Genomic DNA, 15,813 nt, shown 5'->3' on the forward strand with positions numbered 1-15,813 from the left:
AGGAGTGGTATATGTTGAACAAAGCCCTTGAACTGACGTTAAACGATGCATTTCGTTTGGCGCGTGAACGTCATCACGAGTTAATGACGGTCGAGCACCTGTTGGTTGCGCTGCTGGATAATCCGGATGCGGCGGAAGTTCTGCGTGCCTGTGGTACTAATTTTGACCAGTTAAAAGACGAATTGCTGTCCTATATCGACCGCAGTACGCCAAGTTTCGAATCAGAAGATGAAAGTTCGGATACCCAGCCGACGCTGGGTTTTCAACGCGTATTGCAACGTGCTGTGTTTCACGTGCAATCATCCGGCAATGCTGAAGTGACCGGCGCTAACGTGCTGGTTGCCATTTTTAGTGAGCAGGAATCACAAGCCGTTTATCTATTAAACAAACACGATATTACTCGCCTGGACATTGTTAACTTCATTTCGCATGGCATTTCGCGCATGCAGAATGAGCAGCCGGGAGACGAGCCAATCGACGAAGAAGAGGCGGCTGAGGTTCAGGAAGAGCAACAGAGCCACTTAAAACGCTTCTGTACTAATCTGAATGTGCAGGCTAAAGACGGCAAGATCGATCCGTTAATTGGTCGGGACCACGAGCTGGAACGCTGTGCGCAGATTTTGTGCCGTCGGCGCAAGAATAATCCTTTGCTGGTCGGCGAAGCCGGTGTCGGTAAAACGGCGATTGCTGAAGGATTAGCGTATCGTATCGTTAATAAAGATGTACCCGAGATCCTCGAGGATGCGGTTATTTACTCGCTGGATATGGGCGGCTTGTTAGCAGGTACTAAGTATCGTGGTGATTTCGAGAAGCGCTTTAAACAGCTGCTTAAGGAATTGAGCGAAAAAGAAAACGCTATCTTATTCATTGACGAAATTCACACCATTATTGGTGCAGGTGCGGCCAGCGGCGGGGTGTTAGACGCCTCAAACCTGCTTAAGCCGTTACTGTCGGGTGGTCAGCTTAAGTGCATCGGCTCGACAACTTACAACGAGTTCAAGAACGTATTCGAGAAAGATCGGGCGTTGGTACGTCGGTTCCAGAAGGTTGATGTGGTCGAACCCTCTGTCGAGGACACCACCAAGATTCTGATGGGGCTCAAAGATCGCTATGAGAGCCACCATGGCATTCGCTACACCCAGCCGGCAATTAAAGCGGCGGCAGAACTGTCTGCGAAATACATCAACGAGCGCCACCTGCCGGATAAAGCCATCGATGTGATGGATGAAGCGGGCGCATCGCAGCGTTTATTACCGCCGTCAAAACGTCGTAAGACCGTTGGTGTGCAGGATATCGAAACCATTATTGCCAAAATTGCACGGATACCTGAGCAGTCTGTATCACGTACCGATCAGGACGTGCTGAAGCAATTGGATCGCAATCTGAAAATGGTGGTATTTGGTCAGGACGAAGCTATTGATAAACTGACATCCGCTATTCGCCTGTCGCGTTCAGGTCTTGGCAATGAACATCAACCTATCGGTTCGTTCCTGTTTGCGGGCCCAACCGGTGTCGGTAAAACCGAAGTCACCCAGCAATTGGCAAAAGCCATGGGCATCGAGCTGGTTCGTTTTGATATGTCGGAGTACATGGAGCGCCATGCGGTTAGTCGTTTAATCGGCGCGCCACCGGGCTACGTAGGCTTTGATCAGGGTGGGTTGTTAACGGATTCAGTTATTAAACAGCCACATTGTGTTCTGTTGCTGGACGAAATCGAAAAAGCCCATCCCGATGTCTTCAATATCCTGTTGCAGGTAATGGATAACGGTACCCTGACTGACAATAATGGTCGTAAAGCCGACTTCCGCAATGTGATTATCGTTATGACCACCAATGCCGGTGTTCGCGAGACGGTGCGTAAGTCTATTGGCTTTAAACAGCAAGATCATAGTCATGATGCCATGGCTGAAATTAACCGTACCTTTACGCCTGAGTTCCGCAACCGTCTGGACGGCATTGTTTGGTTTAATCACCTTAACGAAGAAGTTATCAAGCAGGTGGTGGATAAATTTATCACCGAGCTGCAGGCGCAGCTGGATCGCAAAGGCGTATCGTTGGAAGTTGATCAGGCCGCGGTCGACTGGTTGGCCAACAAAGGTTATGACAAAGCCATGGGCGCGCGGCCTATGGGTCGCATTATCCAGGAAAACATTAAGAAGCCGTTAGCTAACGAAATCTTATTTGGACAACTGACGCGTGGCGGCAGCGTAAAAGTCTCGAAAGGCAGCGATGACGAGCTGAAATTTGATTACGACAGCTCCAATGAAACCGTTGAAGGCTAGGGCATATCCCTAGCTAATAACATAAAAAAGCTGCTCGTTCAGTTAGCACTGAGAGCAGCTTTTTTTATGCCGTTTTTAGTAATGACTTAACGGGCGCGGAAGACAATACGTCCCTTGCTCAAATCGTACGGAGTAAGCTGAACGGTTACCGTATCGCCGGTTAAGATACGAATATAGTGCTTACGCATCTTGCCAGAAATGTGAGCGGTAACAACGTGCCCGTTTTCTAACTCGACACGGAACATTGTGTTAGGCAGTGTGTCTAGCACCGTGCCCTGCATTTCAATGCTGTCTTCTTTCGCCATTAATATCCTCTGCGTTTATCATTATTGTGCGATTGTTCGCACGATTAGCTTAAAGTGTGGGCGATTTTACCGCTTTTTTCCACTGATTGCCAATGAGACGTTCATTTGGCGTAAATTTAGCTTTGTAATTCATCTTGTTGCAGGCATCAATTTGGTAGCCAAGGTATAAATAATCTTTGTTTTGCTGCTGACACAGCTCGATAAGCGCCAGAATCGAGAAGGTGCCGGGCGAGCATTTATCATGGTCTGGCTCGAAAAAGGTATACATCGCGGACAGCGCGTTGGGCAGGGTGTCGATTACTGAAACCATGATGAGCTTATCGCTGGGGTCGCGCCACTCGACAAATTGTGTCTGCATCCAGTCGCAATCACACCAATGCCAAAAGCTGTCAGGATCCGGCGGGTACATGGCACCGTCTTTATGCCGTAACTCGATAAAGCGACAGAACAGTTGGTCATAGTCGGGCTGTGGTTTAGTAACAATGCATTGCGTCAGATCCGCGTTTTTATTTATCACCCGGCGCTGACTGCGGCTGGGGCTGAATTCAGGCGCCAACACACGCAGCGACTGACATGCCTGACACAGTCGGCAGTAGGGGCGATAGACGTCATTGTGTGAACGGCGGAATCCATGCTCCAGCAAATGTTCATAGAGTTCCGCGGTCATCGGCGGATTGCCGTCTGTTACAGTAACGAGTAGTCGTTCCTGCTGCTGGCTTAAATAACCACACTGGGACTCACGGGTAACGCCAAACTGCAACGTCATAGCGCTATACCCAGCCTGGCGTCAGCTATGGTGCGTGGTTGCCAAAACCCTTGGCTAAGGTTAGCTTCCTGCGCAATATGCAATTGCACCAGAAACTTGTCGCGGTCAATGTTGCGGGCCCCTAATGTACTTAAGTGCGGGTTTGCGACCTGACAGTCGATTAACTGCCCGCCGGCTTGAGCAAATGCCCGGGCAAACGTATTTAAGGCAATTTTAGAAGCGTCTGTTTTGGTGTGGAACATGCTTTCGCCACAAAACGCCCGGCCAACCGATATACCATACAGTCCGCCGGCCAGTAGGTCGTCGCACCAAACCTCTACTGAATGCGCATGGCCCAGCTGATGTAGTTGGCTGTATGCTTCGCGCATCGGTTCAGTAATCCAGGTACCTTCCTGATCCCGTCGAGATGCCGCACAGCCTTCGATAACCGCATCGAAATCCTGGTTAAGGGTGACCCGCCAAGGAGATCGACGCCAGGACTTTTGCAAGCTGCGGGAAACATGAATTTGCTCAGGGTAAAACACGGCGCGGGGATTTGGTGACCACCATAAAATAGGGTCATCAAGGCCAAACCAGGGGAATATGCCGTGCCGATAAGCATGCATCAAGCGTTCGGGAGATAAGTCACCGCCGACCGCCAGTAAACCGTTAGGTTCATGTAACGCGGTCGCCGGTGGAGGGAAGCTGATTGAGCGGGGATTTAACTGAACTATCATCAATTATTCAATCATCGTTGCTCAATCGCCTCCGGGCTACTTAGTCAATGCGTCTAAATAGCGCTCAGCGTCCAGGGCTGCCATACAACCGCTGCCAGCCGAGGTAATAGCCTGACGATAGATATGGTCCATAACGTCACCCGCGGCAAATACACCCGGTACGCTGGTCGCTGTCGCGTTACCTTCTAAGCCGCTTTGTACTTTTATGTAGCCGTTATTCATTTCCAGCTGACCATCAAAAATACCGGTATTGGGTTGATGACCAATGGCAATAAAACAACCTGCAACGTCGAGTTCTTCGGTGCTACCGTCTGCGGTACTCTTAATACGGACGCCGGTCACGCCCATGTCGTCACCGAGTACTTCATCCAGCGTTTTATTCAAATGGAAGGTGACATTGCCGTTTTGTTCTTTGTCATGTAACCGGTCAACCAGAATTTTCTCGGCGCGGAACGTATCACGGCGATGGATTACGTGGACTTCACTGGCAATGTTTGACAGATAAAGGGCTTCTTCGACAGCGGTATTTCCGCCGCCAACTACACAGACTTTTTGATTTTTGTAGAAAAAGCCATCACAGGTCGCGCAGGCCGATACACCCTTACCCATAAAAGCTTCTTCCGAATCCAGACCAAGATATTTAGCCGATGCACCGGTGCTAATAATAACCGAGTCAGCGGTATATTCGCCCACGTCACCTTTTAGGCGGAATGGGCGCTCCGAAAAATCGACAGCATTGATATGGTCAAACACGATTTCGGTGTTAAAGCGCTCAGCGTGCTGCTGCATACGAACCATCAAATCAGGGCCGGTTAAACCTTCGGCGTCGCCGGGCCAGTTTTCTACGTCAGTGGTCGTGGTCAACTGACCGCCTTGCTGCATACCGGTTACCATCACCGGATCTAAGTTAGCTCGTGCCGCGTAAACCGCTGCAGTGTAGCCTGCAGGTCCTGAACCCAAAATCAATAATTTACAATGCTTGGCGTCTGCCATGGATAACTCCTGACTGCTTGTATTCTTTTAATGTAAGATAAGAGATGTATGGGGATTGATTGTAGGGTTTGCAAGCCTGTGGAACAAGACAAAAAATTAAAAAGCGAGGGTTAGTTAGACATGTTGGAGAGTATTAGGCGATGGACCGCAAACGTGCCGTTAGGTTATCGCGCCGCGATAATCACTTTAATCATTACAGCTGTTTTTTCCTTCTGGGACTGGGGTGCTTATTACTTGGGCGTTGCCATCATGTTGTGTACCTTTTTGTATGCTCCCGAAAAATTCTTATTGGCGTCTGACCAACACAATAAAGTTAAAAACGTGATGTCGCTGTTAGCTGTGCGAGGGGATAACTTACAAGTGGGCCTGGAGCAGGTTCCCGTCAGTAAATTAAAGCGGGTGGCGGTAGGTGAATACGATAAACGATTTGGGATTTTGCAATTTCCCTTCAATTACCAGATTAGCCATTCTCATATATTCCCAATTCAACAGTTGGATTCGGTGCGCGAGTTTTTTAAAACGAACTACCCAGACGTTGAATTGATTACGTAAAAAAGCCCCGGTGAACTTACTTCACCAGGGCTTAAATTAGGTTGTCGTAGTTGGGCGTCTTACCCCTGCAATGCCTCACGCGGGTCTTGATAATCCAGGCCTAGTTTCTCGCCTAAGTCATCATGTACCGCTTTGTAGGTGATCTTGCCTTTGTGCATGTTCAGGCCTTTTAGCAGGTGCTCGTTTTCCAGCATCGCTTTAGGGCCTTTGTTTGCCAGTGCTATACCATAAGGCAGGGTAGCGTTGTTCAGCGCGATGGTGGAGGTACGCGCAACGCCGCCTGGCATGTTAGCGACGCAGTAGTGCACTACATCGTCGATAACGTACACCGGGTCTTGGTGCGTGGTCGCTTTCGAGGTTTCGAAACAACCGCCCTGGTCGATGGCAACGTCTACCAGCACTGAACCTGGCTTCATGTTTTTGATGTTCTCGCGGGTCAGCAGTTTTGGTGCTGCAGCGCCTGGGATCAGTACTGCGCCAACAACCAAGTCAGCTTCGCGGGAGTATTTATCGATAGCATCAACGGTTGAGTAAACGGTTTGTACCCGACCGGCAAAGATATCGTCTAATTCACGTAAACGCGGCAATGAACGATCTAAAATAGTGACTTCTGCGCCAAGGCCGATAGCCATTTTCGCTGCATTGGTGCCAACCACGCCGCCGCCGATAATCAGTACTTTTCCGGGGGCAACACCCGGTACGCCGCCCAGCAGGGTACCGCTGCCGCCATGGGCTTTTTCCAAGTAATGTGCACCCGCCTGAATCGACATACGACCGGCGACTTCGCTCATTGGTGCTAACAGCGGCAAACCATTGCGGTTGTCGGTAACGGTTTCATAAGCAATAGCCGTACAACCTGATTTACCTAACAATTCAGTTTGCGTCGGATCCGGTGCTAAATGCAGGAAGGTATAAAGGATTTGGCCTTCGCGCAGCATCTTACACTCGTTTGGCTGTGGCTCTTTTACCTTAACGATCATGTCAGCGCGTGCAAAAATTTCTTCCGGTGTATCGATGATTGTCGCACCGGCTTCGATATATTGGTCATTGGTAAAACCAATCGCCGCACCACCGTTATTTTCGATAATAACGTCGTGACCATTTTCTACGTATTCGCGCACCGCTGCCGGGGTTAAGCCAATACGATACTCATGGTTTTTAATTTCTTTTGGTACACCAATTAGCATTTCACAGCCTCTAAATTGTTAGTGGTTAGAACATCAAAATTTGCGGCAAATTATAGACGCAAAATGCAGTGTGTGACGTACTTTTTTTAGGCTTAAAATTAGCGTAAAATCCATTTATTAATCACTGTTTTAGAATAAAACTATGTTTATTGCCGAAGAACCCGCAGAAATCACTATTGACAGGATCGACCGTAAGATTCTGCGACTATTGCAGGATGATGGACGTATCTCGAATGTGGCACTCGCTAAGCGGGTCGGATTAAGCGCAACCGCATGTCTGGAGCGGGTTCGCAAGCTAGAGCGGGAAGGCGTGATCGAGAGCTATCATGCTAAAATCAACCCCGCCAAGCTGGGCGCAAACCTGATGGTGTTCGTCGAAATAACATTAACCCGAACGTCTGCTGATGCCTTTGCTGAATTTAGTGAGGCCGCGCGAAAAACTGAAGAAATTCTTGAGTGCCACTTAGTTGCCGGTGATTTTGATTTTTTAATAAAAGCGCGGGTGCCGGATATGCGCGCTTATCGTAAACTGCTTGGCGAGACCTTGTTAATGATGCCCGGCGTCGATGAATCTCGCACCTATGTGGTGATGGAAGAGGTCAAACAAGAAAATAAAGTATTAGTAAAGGGCTAACATTCAGCGTCAGTTTCGCTACAATCAATGCGTTAGCAGGATATAACGATAATAAACAGGATACTCGATACGCGCGATGACAGGTGTACAACGTTTACTTGAAGCGGGATTATTGCTGAGCGGAGCGCTGGCGATTTTTATATTTTTGTCGCTGGTTAGCTTTAACCCGGCGGATCCCAGTTGGACGCAAACTGGCTTTGAAGGCTCAATTCACAATGCTGGTGGTGCGGTAGGCGCCTGGACGGCCGATGTCCTGTTATTTACCTTTGGCTTCGTTGCTTACCTGATTCCCTTTGCTTTTGCCGGGCTGGGTTACCTGCTGTTTCGACAAACACACAAACTGCTTGAGCTTGATTACCTGGCCGTCAGCCTGCGTTTGGTCGGGGCATTGCTGACCTTGATAGGTGCGTCCGCGCTATCGTCGATTAATTTCGACGACATTTATTATTTCTCGGCCGGGGGCGTTTTTGGTGACGTGATCGCGGCATCATTACTTCCTTATTTAAATTTTGTTGGCTCAACCCTGCTGTTATTAACCTTTTTAGCTACGGGGTTAACCCTGGTCACCGGGGTTAGCTGGTTACAAATCGCCGATAAACTGGGCGAGTGGGTAATCACCGGCGTGGTGTGGCTGGTAGAAAAAGTGCAGGCTACCTGGAGCCAGCGTGGTGATAAAGAGCATGCGCAAAATTCCGCGCAAGAGACAGACGGGGCGCAACAACCGGATGACAGCGTGCTGGCTATCGAAAGTGACGAGCGCGGCCGCGCCGATGAGCCTGAAATTGATTTAGAAGGCCTGTTTGGTAAGAACGAATCAGAAGATGACAAGGCCGAACCCACGCTTGATTTACCATCAATCAGTGCCACCGATGACGAACCAGAACCTGAGCCGCCGCGCTTTTCTAAACAGGCGGCCGAGAAAAAATCAACGGCTGTCGCGGTCGCAAAAATGGTCGACAATGGTCAAGACAATAGTGAAGACGAAGATGAACAAGATCCATCGCTGCCGCGGTTGCCATCTATTGAATTACTAGACCGGCCTAACAAAAAAGAGAACCCGATTACACAAGAAGAGCTGGATCAGGTTTCGCGAACCGTCGAAACCGTGCTGAAAGACTTTGGTGTGGATGTGACTGTTGCACATGTGCAACCAGGCCCTGTAATCACGCGCTTTGAACTGGATTTGGCGCCGGGAGTTAAGGTTTCAAAAATATCTAACCTGGCTAAAGACATCGCCCGCACGTTATCAGCGGTGGCAGTACGCGTGGTTGAAGTGATACCGGGTAAATCTTACGTCGGATTAGAATTACCGAACAAGCATCGCGAGGTGGTGCAGCTTAGCGAAGTGATTAACTGTGATGCATTCCAGGGCAGCAATTCGCCACTGACGATGATTTTAGGTAAAAGTATTTCCGGGTCTCCGGTCGTGGTTGATCTGGGCAAAATGCCGCACCTATTGGTTGCTGGTACTACCGGCTCCGGTAAATCGGTGGGTGTTAACGTCATGATCCTGAGTTTGCTGTATAAGAGCACGCCCGAGGACGTTCGCCTAATCATGATTGATCCGAAGATGCTCGAGCTGTCGGTTTACGAGGGTATTCCGCATCTGTTGACCGAAGTTGTCACCGACATGAAAGACGCTGCCAATGCGTTGCGTTGGTGTGTGGGCGAAATGGAACGTCGCTATAAATTAATGTCGGCGCTCGGTGTTCGTAACTTAAAAGGCTATAACGCTAAGGTTGTCGCTGCGCGCGAGGCGGGCAAGCCATTGCGCGATCCGATTTGGAAGCCGGGCGATTCGATGGATGAATTACCACCGGAATTAGAAAAACTGCCGAATATCGTGGTGGTCATTGATGAATTTGCCGACATGATGATGATCGTCGGTAAGAAGGTTGAAGAACTGATTGCGCGTATCGCACAAAAAGCTCGTGCGGCGGGCATACACTTGATTTTGGCAACACAACGGCCGTCGGTCGATGTTATTACCGGCTTGATAAAAGCCAACATACCTACTCGTATTGCCTTTCAGGTTTCATCAAAAGTGGACTCACGCACTATCCTCGATCAACCGGGAGCGGACCAGTTGTTAGGGCAGGGTGATATGCTCTATCTACCGCCGGGTAGCGGCTCGCCGGTGCGTGTACATGGTGCTTTTGTTGATGACCACGAAGTTCACGCTGTGGTTGCCGACTGGAAAAAACGGGGTAGTCCGAATTATCTGGATGAGATTTTATCTGGTGATCAGGGTGAAGAAGGTCTATTGCCGGGCGAGCAGAGTGAAGACGACGATGCTGAGTCTGACCCTTTGTATGACGAGGCGGTTGCCTTTGTCACCGAGGCCCAGCGGGTTTCTGTATCCAGCGTACAGCGTAAATTCAGAATTGGTTACAATCGCGCTGCGCGTATTGTCGAACAAATGGAAATGAGTGGTGTCGTAAGTACAGCCGGCAACAACGGTCAACGCGATGTACTGGCACCCCCGCCAGTGCGTTAAAAAGATTGTCATTGATAAGGAAAAGCAATGCTCAAAGTTGTTTCTACACTGTTTGCAGCCACGCTATTAAACGCGATACCAGCGGTTGCCGCCGACGCTAAACAAGAGTTGCAGCAAAAACTGGAATCCATGCAAAGCCTGCAAGCCAATTTTTCTCAGCAAGTCACTGCAGATAATGGCGATGTGCTGCAACAACTGACGGGTGAGCTGACTATCCAGCGGCCCAATAAAATGCGCTGGAAGACTAATCCCCCCGATGACACCCTGATGATCGCTTCCGGCGACACGGTTTGGTACTACAATCCGTTTGTTGAGCAGGTGACTATTTATCAGCAACAGGATGCAACCGCCAATAGCCCGATGCTGTTGTTGTTAACAGGTAGCGATGAGCAGTGGCAGGGGTATCAGGTAACTGAGTCTGCACCTAACGAATATCACATAGTCAGCGACACAGCCGAGAGCGAACTGAACCTGGGCTTTACAAATGACATGCTGACAGATATCGAATTGCAACAACAAGGCGGTGATACCATTACCCTGGAGCTGACCGACGTTGCTGTTAACCCTTCGTTAGAACGCCAATTATTTACCTTTGACGTGCCCGATGGGGTTGACGTGGATGACCAGCGATAGTTTGGATCTTGATTTTAAACCCGACTTTCAGCCGTTGGCTGCGCGTTTGCGTGCCCGCTCTTTGGATGAGTACGTAGGTCAGCAACACCTGTTAGCGCAAGGCAAACCGCTGCGTACTGCAATTGAGCAAGGGCATTTGCACTCGATGATCTTATGGGGCCCGCCCGGTACCGGTAAGACCACCCTGGCTGAATTAATAGCGCGGCATGCAAACGCTTCTGTCAGCCGTTTAAGTGCGGTTACGTCAGGGGTAAAAGACATTCGTCAGGCTATCGACGAAGCGAAGCAGCGCGCCCAGCAACAAGGGCGTCGCACGCTGCTGTTTGTAGACGAAGTGCACCGCTTTAATAAAAGCCAGCAAGATGCGTTTTTACCCCATATCGAAGACGGTACCGTCGTTTTTATTGGTGCAACCACCGAAAACCCTGGCTTTGAATTAAATAATGCGTTGCTGTCGCGGGCTCGGGTTTACCGGTTGCAGAGTTTGACCCAAAACGATTTGGAACAGCTGTTGGAACGGGCGCTGGCAGATACTGAAAAGGGTTTGGGCGAACGTGATATCCAACTAGCGGCAGATGCGCGTGCACGGCTGCTTGATTTGGCCGGTGGTGATGCGCGTCGATTACTGAATTACCTGGAAGTGGTCGCCGATTATTTACCTATGGATCAACACCAGGTCAGCGTCGAACTGGTTACCGACGCCATCGGTGAAAAAGCCACCGCGTTTGATCACCAGGGCGACCACTACTACGACATTTTATCGGCATTTCATAAATCGGTACGCGGGTCGTCACCGGATGGTGCATTGTACTGGTATGCACGGTTATTAGTCGGCGGCGGCGATCCATTAATTATCGCGCGGCGGCTGTTGGCTATTGCATCAGAAGATATTGGTAATGCGGATCCCCGGGCAATGCAGCTAGCGCTTAATGCCTGGGACACCTTCCATCGGGTAGGTCCTGCGGAAGGTGAACGTGCCATTGCCCAGGCGACCATCTATTGTGCCTGTGCCGCAAAGAGCAACGCGGTTTATAATGCCTTTAAGCAGGCACTGCGAACGGCAAAAGAACATGGCGATGCACCGGTACCTGAACATTTGCGCAATGCGCCCACTAAAGTTCACAAGGCACAGGGCTACGGCGAGGATTATCGCTATGCGCATGATTATCCGAACGCGTATGTGGCGGGCGAGCAGTATTTACCGGACGAGCTTGCAGGTACCCGCTTTTACCAGCCGAACGAACGCGGTCTGGAGATAAAAATTAAAGAGAAACTACTGCGTTTACAATCGCTTGACGAGCGTAGCCCGTGGGCAAGGGGACGTAGTGATGGCAACAATTAATGCGCTGTTACTCGTGGCCGCTGGTGGTGCGTTAGGCGCATCGGCCCGTTATGGCGTAAGTTTGGCGTTGATTAACAGCGCCGGGCGGTTCCCTTTTGCCACGCTGACCGTTAACATAATGGGCTCGTTTTTATTGGGTTTGCTGTTTGCATACTCACAACACACCGCCATTAGCGAAGGTTGGCGGCTGTTTTTAGCCGTTGGTGTGTTAGGCGCCTTTACCACCTTTTCGACCTTTTCGGTGGAGGTGGTGGCATTATTACAGCAGGGCGAGCTGGGTAAAGGGCTGCTTCATGCCGGCCTCAATATGATTTTATGTATTGCCGCCGTCGCACTGGCTATCGTTTTAATGAATCACTTGTTGAATCTTTCTGTTAAGTAGGACACTCATGCTAGACGCGAAACATTTCCGCGAAGAATTGGAACAAACCGCAGAACAACTCAAAAGCCGCGGTTTTAAACTGGATGTAGCGACGCTGCAGCAGCTTGAGCAGCAGCGTAAAGAAATTCAAATACGCACAGAGCAGTTGCAGGCGGAGCGTAATAGTCGCTCCAAAGCCATTGGCAAAGCAAAGGCTGCCGGTGAAGATATTCAGCCGCTATTAGACGCAGTGAGTGATTTAGGTGATCAGTTAGATTCGGCCAAAGAAGAACTGAAAAGTGTGCAACTGCAGTTGCAGGATATCATCATGGGTGTACCGAATCTGCCTGCAGCGGGTGTGCCCTTAGGCGAGGACGAAGCCCAGAACGAAGAAGTCAGCCGCTGGGGTGAGCCACGCTCGTTTGATTTTGAACCGGCTGATCACGTGGATGTGGCGGAAAAACTTGGCAAAGGGCTGGATTTTGAAACCGCCGCTAAGTTAACTGGTGCGCGCTTTGTGGTTATGCGTGGTGGCATGGCACGTCTGCACCGTGCGTTGACGCAATTCATGTTGGATCTGCATACCGAACAACACGGTTACGCCGAAACCTATGTGCCTTACATGGTTAACCACGATTCACTTTACGGTACCGGGCAGTTGCCTAAATTCGGCAAAGATTTGTTTCACATCGAAGGTGAGTCACAAGACCAAATCCCGATGTCGCTGATCCCAACTGCCGAGGTGCCGCTGACCAATATGGTGCGCGATGAAATCGTTGACGAAGATGCGCTGCCGTTTAAGTTTGCCGCGCATACGCCTTGCTTCCGCAGTGAAGCGGGTTCTCACGGTCGGGATACCCGTGGTTTGATCCGTCAGCATCAATTCGATAAAGTTGAACTGGTGTGGATGGTTAAGCCCGAAGACTCAATGGATGCGTTAGAACAACTGACTAACCACGCCGAAACTGTGCTACAAAAACTCGAGCTGCCATACCGTAAAATGCTGCTGTGTACCGGCGATATGGGCTTTGGCGCAACCAAAACCTATGACTTAGAAGTATGGTTGCCGGCACAGAATACCTACCGTGAAATCAGTTCGTGTTCAAACATGTGGGATTTTCAGGCGCGCCGGATGCAGGCACGTTTTCGCCGCAAAGGGCAGAAGAAACCCGAACTTTTGCACACCCTGAATGGCTCAGGCCTGGCCGTAGGTCGAGCATTGGTAGCGGTGCTGGAGAACTACCAGCAAGCCGATGGCTCAGTGGTAATCCCCGAAGCGCTTAAACCTTATATGGGTGGGATCGAAACGTTAACCCCTTAATGGCTTAAATACATTTTGCCGGCTTGGGCAGCCCGGCTATCCGGGTTGCCTGCTTGGCTGGTCCTTTGGGGAACAGCTTGTACAAATAGCGGCTGTTTGCCTTTTCTTCGCCTAACTGCTTTTTCATGGCTTTAACCAGCACGCGCATAGCCGGACTGGTATCAAATTCTTTGTAAAAATTCTGCACAAAGTAGACGACTTCCCAATGCGCGTCACTCATCTCAATGTTTTCCAATTGTGCTATATGCAAGGCCAGGTCTTCATTCCAATCCTCAATATTGGCTAAATACTCGTGTTTATCGGTTTGGTATTGGTGACCGTTAAATTCCAGCATGTGATGATTCTACCAGGTGATTTGATGGGGAAAGTTTAACACCAATTCGAGCCATTGCGGATCGTCAATTAGCGTGACGTAATCGGGCAGGGCTGTCGTTATTTCTTGACTCAGTGCATAACAGGTGTTGTTTAGGGGCGCACTGCGAGGCAAATTCTCGAGCCCTTTATCGCTCAGCAACAAGGCGGCGTTAACGTCTAATAATGAACGGTTTTGCTCAAGCCACTGGCTTAATGAAGTGGCTCTAATCCAATGTAATGTCATGAGAACTGCAACACCTCGTCAAATGAATCAAGTAGCTCACGCAGCTTCGCGGTTGCGATAATTTGCGTATCTAGACCAGGATCGATGTTGAGGTCGTTATCGCTAACCAGCCCAATCGGCTCAGCATCGAGTAACTCCAGCATGGCATAGCGTTTAGATGGATTTTGCTGCAGAACCTTAACGGCATCGCCCGATAAAACTAGCTGTACTGGCTGATCCATACTAGCCAGTGCCAGCGCCATATCCAGTGCTTCGGTTGCGGTATTAGCGTTAGCGGATGTTTGTAAAATGGCCGTTCTTCGCGTCATGGTCTGTTGCTCTTAAAACTGTAAGGTTCGGTCTGCGCTAGCCATCGCTTGCACCAGCGCCGTTAATCCAGCGTCCTGGTAGCCTGGGGCAAAATCACTTAAACCCATACGTTCAGCTACAGTATGACAGACGATCAATGGCACTTGCTGTTGCGTAGACCAACTCTGCCATTTTTGTTGCAGGGCTTGTGCTGAGCCAGACAACTCAGTTTTGGCATGGTTAACGGCAGAGCGGTAAAAAAACACGCAGTTAATCTGATGGCCTGCGGCAACGGCCTGCTGTGCAAAACGCAGGGCACGCTCGCTGTAAAGATGCTCACTAATACTCTTTTGAAGGATTAAACAAAGTTGCACCGGCATGTCCTACTAACTGGCTCAAACAAAAACGCCCCGCAGTGCGGGGCGTTTGATTACAATTTACTGTGCAGCGGTTCTATTCGTCGCCGCCACCAAACGCCATTAACAATGTTAGCAAGTTTACAAACAAGTTATAAAGCGAAACATACAATGTGACGGTTGCCATGATGTAGTTGCGCTCGCCACCGTGAATGATGTCACTGGTTTGCCACATGATTAACATTGCCATCAATGGAATCATCAAGGCTGACAATGCAAGCTGCAGCGCAGGTAACTGGAAGAAGAAATTAGCAATCATAGCAACAAATACCATGATGATGCCGGCGGTAATTACGCCGCCTAACTTCGACATATCCTTTTTAGTGGTCAACACATAAGCTGACGTTGCAAAGAACGTTAATGCGGTGCCACCAAGCGCTGTAGCAACCATCTCGCCACCACCTGGCATGGACAACGCCATATTAAGCAATGGCCCTAAGGTGTAACCTAAAAATCCGGTCAGCGCGAAGGTTAATACAATGCCCATACCGCTGTCTTTGGTTTTGTGAATACCAAACAGCAGGCCAAAGTAAGCAATTATGGTGATGAAGAAGCCAGGGTATGGCAAGTTCATCATGGTGCTGATGGTTGCGGTGACGGCACTGAATGCCAGTGTCATCGCCAACAGCGAATAAGTGTTACGTAGTACCTTGTTGACGGCCAGTGTCGATGCTTCTTGACCGACATACATCTGACTGCGATCGTTCATAGTTGTCTCCGTGGTTAACGACTATTTATAAGACTTTTTATACGTTAAAAAGTTTCTATACCAGTGCATGAATTTACTGTGTTCGATACTACCGTATAAATGGGGGCGTTGGGTAGCCAAATCAATGCCTTTTCGTAGCGTTCAATACGTAGATTGATGGAATATCGATCGGTTTGACTAATTAGTCACCAAACGAACCAAAAACTGCAATTT

At 49.5% G+C, this 15,813-nt stretch carries 18 protein-coding genes; 8 read left to right on the forward strand and 10 right to left on the reverse strand.

Annotated elements, in window-relative coordinates; genetic code table 11:
- Nucleotides 1-11 precede the first annotated feature (11 nt).
- Nucleotides 12-2,282 carry an ATP-dependent Clp protease ATP-binding subunit ClpA gene (gene clpA, locus DEU29_RS00805; protein ID WP_133538297.1) on the forward strand — a complete coding sequence of 757 codons (2,271 nt, stop codon included), beginning with the start codon at nt 12-14 and terminating at the stop codon, nt 2,280-2,282.
- Between the two features lie 86 nt (nt 2,283-2,368).
- Here clpA and infA read toward each other — a convergent pair whose 3' ends face one another.
- The 4 genes from infA to trxB are packed head-to-tail and all read right to left on the reverse strand — an operon-like array spanning nt 2,369 to nt 5,062.
- Complete coding sequence (gene infA / locus DEU29_RS00810) at nt 2,369-2,587, reverse strand: translation initiation factor IF-1 (protein ID WP_071463778.1); 219 nt, start codon at nt 2,585-2,587, stop codon at nt 2,369-2,371.
- Between the two features lie 49 nt (nt 2,588-2,636).
- On the reverse strand, nt 2,637-3,353 hold the full coding sequence (locus DEU29_RS00815) for an arginyltransferase (protein WP_208107589.1): 717 nt from the start codon (nt 3,351-3,353) through the stop codon (nt 2,637-2,639).
- Nucleotides 3,350-4,069 carry a leucyl/phenylalanyl-tRNA--protein transferase gene (aat, locus tag DEU29_RS00820; RefSeq protein WP_133538298.1) on the reverse strand — a complete coding sequence of 240 codons (720 nt, stop codon included), beginning with the start codon at nt 4,067-4,069 and terminating at the stop codon, nt 3,350-3,352. Before aat ends, DEU29_RS00815 begins: the two co-directional genes overlap by 4 nt.
- A gap of 36 nt (nt 4,070-4,105) precedes the next feature.
- On the reverse strand, nt 4,106-5,062 hold the full coding sequence (trxB, locus tag DEU29_RS00825; RefSeq protein ID WP_133538299.1) for a thioredoxin-disulfide reductase: 957 nt from the start codon (nt 5,060-5,062) through the stop codon (nt 4,106-4,108).
- Nucleotides 5,063-5,182: 120 nt separating this feature from the next.
- Here trxB and DEU29_RS00830 point away from each other — a divergent pair, with 120 nt between their 5' ends.
- On the forward strand, nt 5,183-5,614 hold the full coding sequence (locus DEU29_RS00830; protein WP_133538300.1) for a hypothetical protein: 432 nt from the start codon (nt 5,183-5,185) through the stop codon (nt 5,612-5,614).
- Between the two features lie 59 nt (nt 5,615-5,673).
- On the opposite strand, the gene ald is transcribed toward DEU29_RS00830, so the two are convergent.
- The gene (gene ald, locus DEU29_RS00835) at nt 5,674-6,801 is read right to left on the reverse strand and encodes an alanine dehydrogenase (RefSeq protein ID WP_133538301.1); all 1,128 of its coding nucleotides are present in this window, start codon (nt 6,799-6,801) and stop codon (nt 5,674-5,676) included.
- A 142-nt stretch (nt 6,802-6,943) separates the two neighbouring features.
- On the opposite strand from ald, the gene lrp reads away from it, so the two are divergent.
- The 6 genes from lrp to serS all read left to right on the forward strand — a co-directional run bounded on the left by lrp (nt 6,944) and on the right by serS (nt 13,589).
- Nucleotides 6,944-7,435, forward strand: coding sequence for a leucine-responsive transcriptional regulator Lrp (lrp, locus tag DEU29_RS00840; RefSeq protein WP_133538302.1), 492 nt, complete (start codon nt 6,944-6,946; stop codon nt 7,433-7,435).
- Nucleotides 7,436-7,511: 76 nt separating this feature from the next.
- Complete coding sequence (locus tag DEU29_RS00845) at nt 7,512-9,932, forward strand: DNA translocase FtsK (protein WP_133538303.1); 2,421 nt, start codon at nt 7,512-7,514, stop codon at nt 9,930-9,932.
- Between the two features lie 27 nt (nt 9,933-9,959).
- Nucleotides 9,960-10,565, forward strand: a complete 606-nt coding sequence (lolA, locus tag DEU29_RS00850) for an outer membrane lipoprotein chaperone LolA (RefSeq protein ID WP_133538304.1) — start codon at nt 9,960-9,962, stop codon at nt 10,563-10,565.
- Entirely contained in the window at nt 10,552-11,907 is a 1,356-nt protein-coding gene (locus DEU29_RS00855; protein WP_133538305.1) for a replication-associated recombination protein A, read from the forward strand. Before lolA ends, DEU29_RS00855 begins: the two co-directional genes overlap by 14 nt.
- Nucleotides 11,903-12,289: a fluoride efflux transporter CrcB gene (gene crcB / locus DEU29_RS00860; protein ID WP_133538561.1), complete on the forward strand. Its 387-nt coding sequence runs from the start codon at nt 11,903-11,905 to the stop codon at nt 12,287-12,289. The genes DEU29_RS00855 and crcB overlap by 5 nt, the downstream gene beginning before the upstream one ends.
- A gap of 7 nt (nt 12,290-12,296) precedes the next feature.
- Nucleotides 12,297-13,589: a serine--tRNA ligase gene (gene serS / locus DEU29_RS00865; RefSeq protein ID WP_133538306.1), complete on the forward strand. Its 1,293-nt coding sequence runs from the start codon at nt 12,297-12,299 to the stop codon at nt 13,587-13,589.
- Nucleotides 13,590-13,593: 4 nt separating this feature from the next.
- On the opposite strand, the gene DEU29_RS00870 is transcribed toward serS, so the two are convergent.
- From DEU29_RS00870 to DEU29_RS00890, 5 genes are all read right to left on the reverse strand, one after another.
- On the reverse strand, nt 13,594-13,923 hold the full coding sequence (locus tag DEU29_RS00870; protein WP_133538307.1) for a TusE/DsrC/DsvC family sulfur relay protein: 330 nt from the start codon (nt 13,921-13,923) through the stop codon (nt 13,594-13,596).
- Between the two features lie 9 nt (nt 13,924-13,932).
- Nucleotides 13,933-14,187 (reverse strand): hypothetical protein, encoded by a 255-nt coding sequence (locus DEU29_RS00875; protein WP_133538308.1) that lies wholly within the window; start codon nt 14,185-14,187, stop codon nt 13,933-13,935.
- Nucleotides 14,184-14,495: a DsrE family protein gene (locus DEU29_RS00880; RefSeq protein ID WP_133538309.1), complete on the reverse strand. Its 312-nt coding sequence runs from the start codon at nt 14,493-14,495 to the stop codon at nt 14,184-14,186. The genes DEU29_RS00875 and DEU29_RS00880 overlap by 4 nt, the downstream gene beginning before the upstream one ends.
- A 12-nt stretch (nt 14,496-14,507) precedes the next feature.
- Entirely contained in the window at nt 14,508-14,849 is a 342-nt protein-coding gene (locus tag DEU29_RS00885) for a DsrE/DsrF/TusD sulfur relay family protein (RefSeq protein WP_243734390.1), read from the reverse strand.
- Between the two features lie 79 nt (nt 14,850-14,928).
- Nucleotides 14,929-15,600: a Bax inhibitor-1/YccA family protein gene (locus DEU29_RS00890; RefSeq protein ID WP_133538311.1), complete on the reverse strand. Its 672-nt coding sequence runs from the start codon at nt 15,598-15,600 to the stop codon at nt 14,929-14,931.
- Between the last annotated feature and the right edge of the window lie 213 nt (nt 15,601-15,813).

It is taken from the genome of Idiomarina aquatica (assembly GCF_004362895.1).
Lineage (GTDB): Bacteria > Pseudomonadota > Gammaproteobacteria > Enterobacterales > Alteromonadaceae > Idiomarina.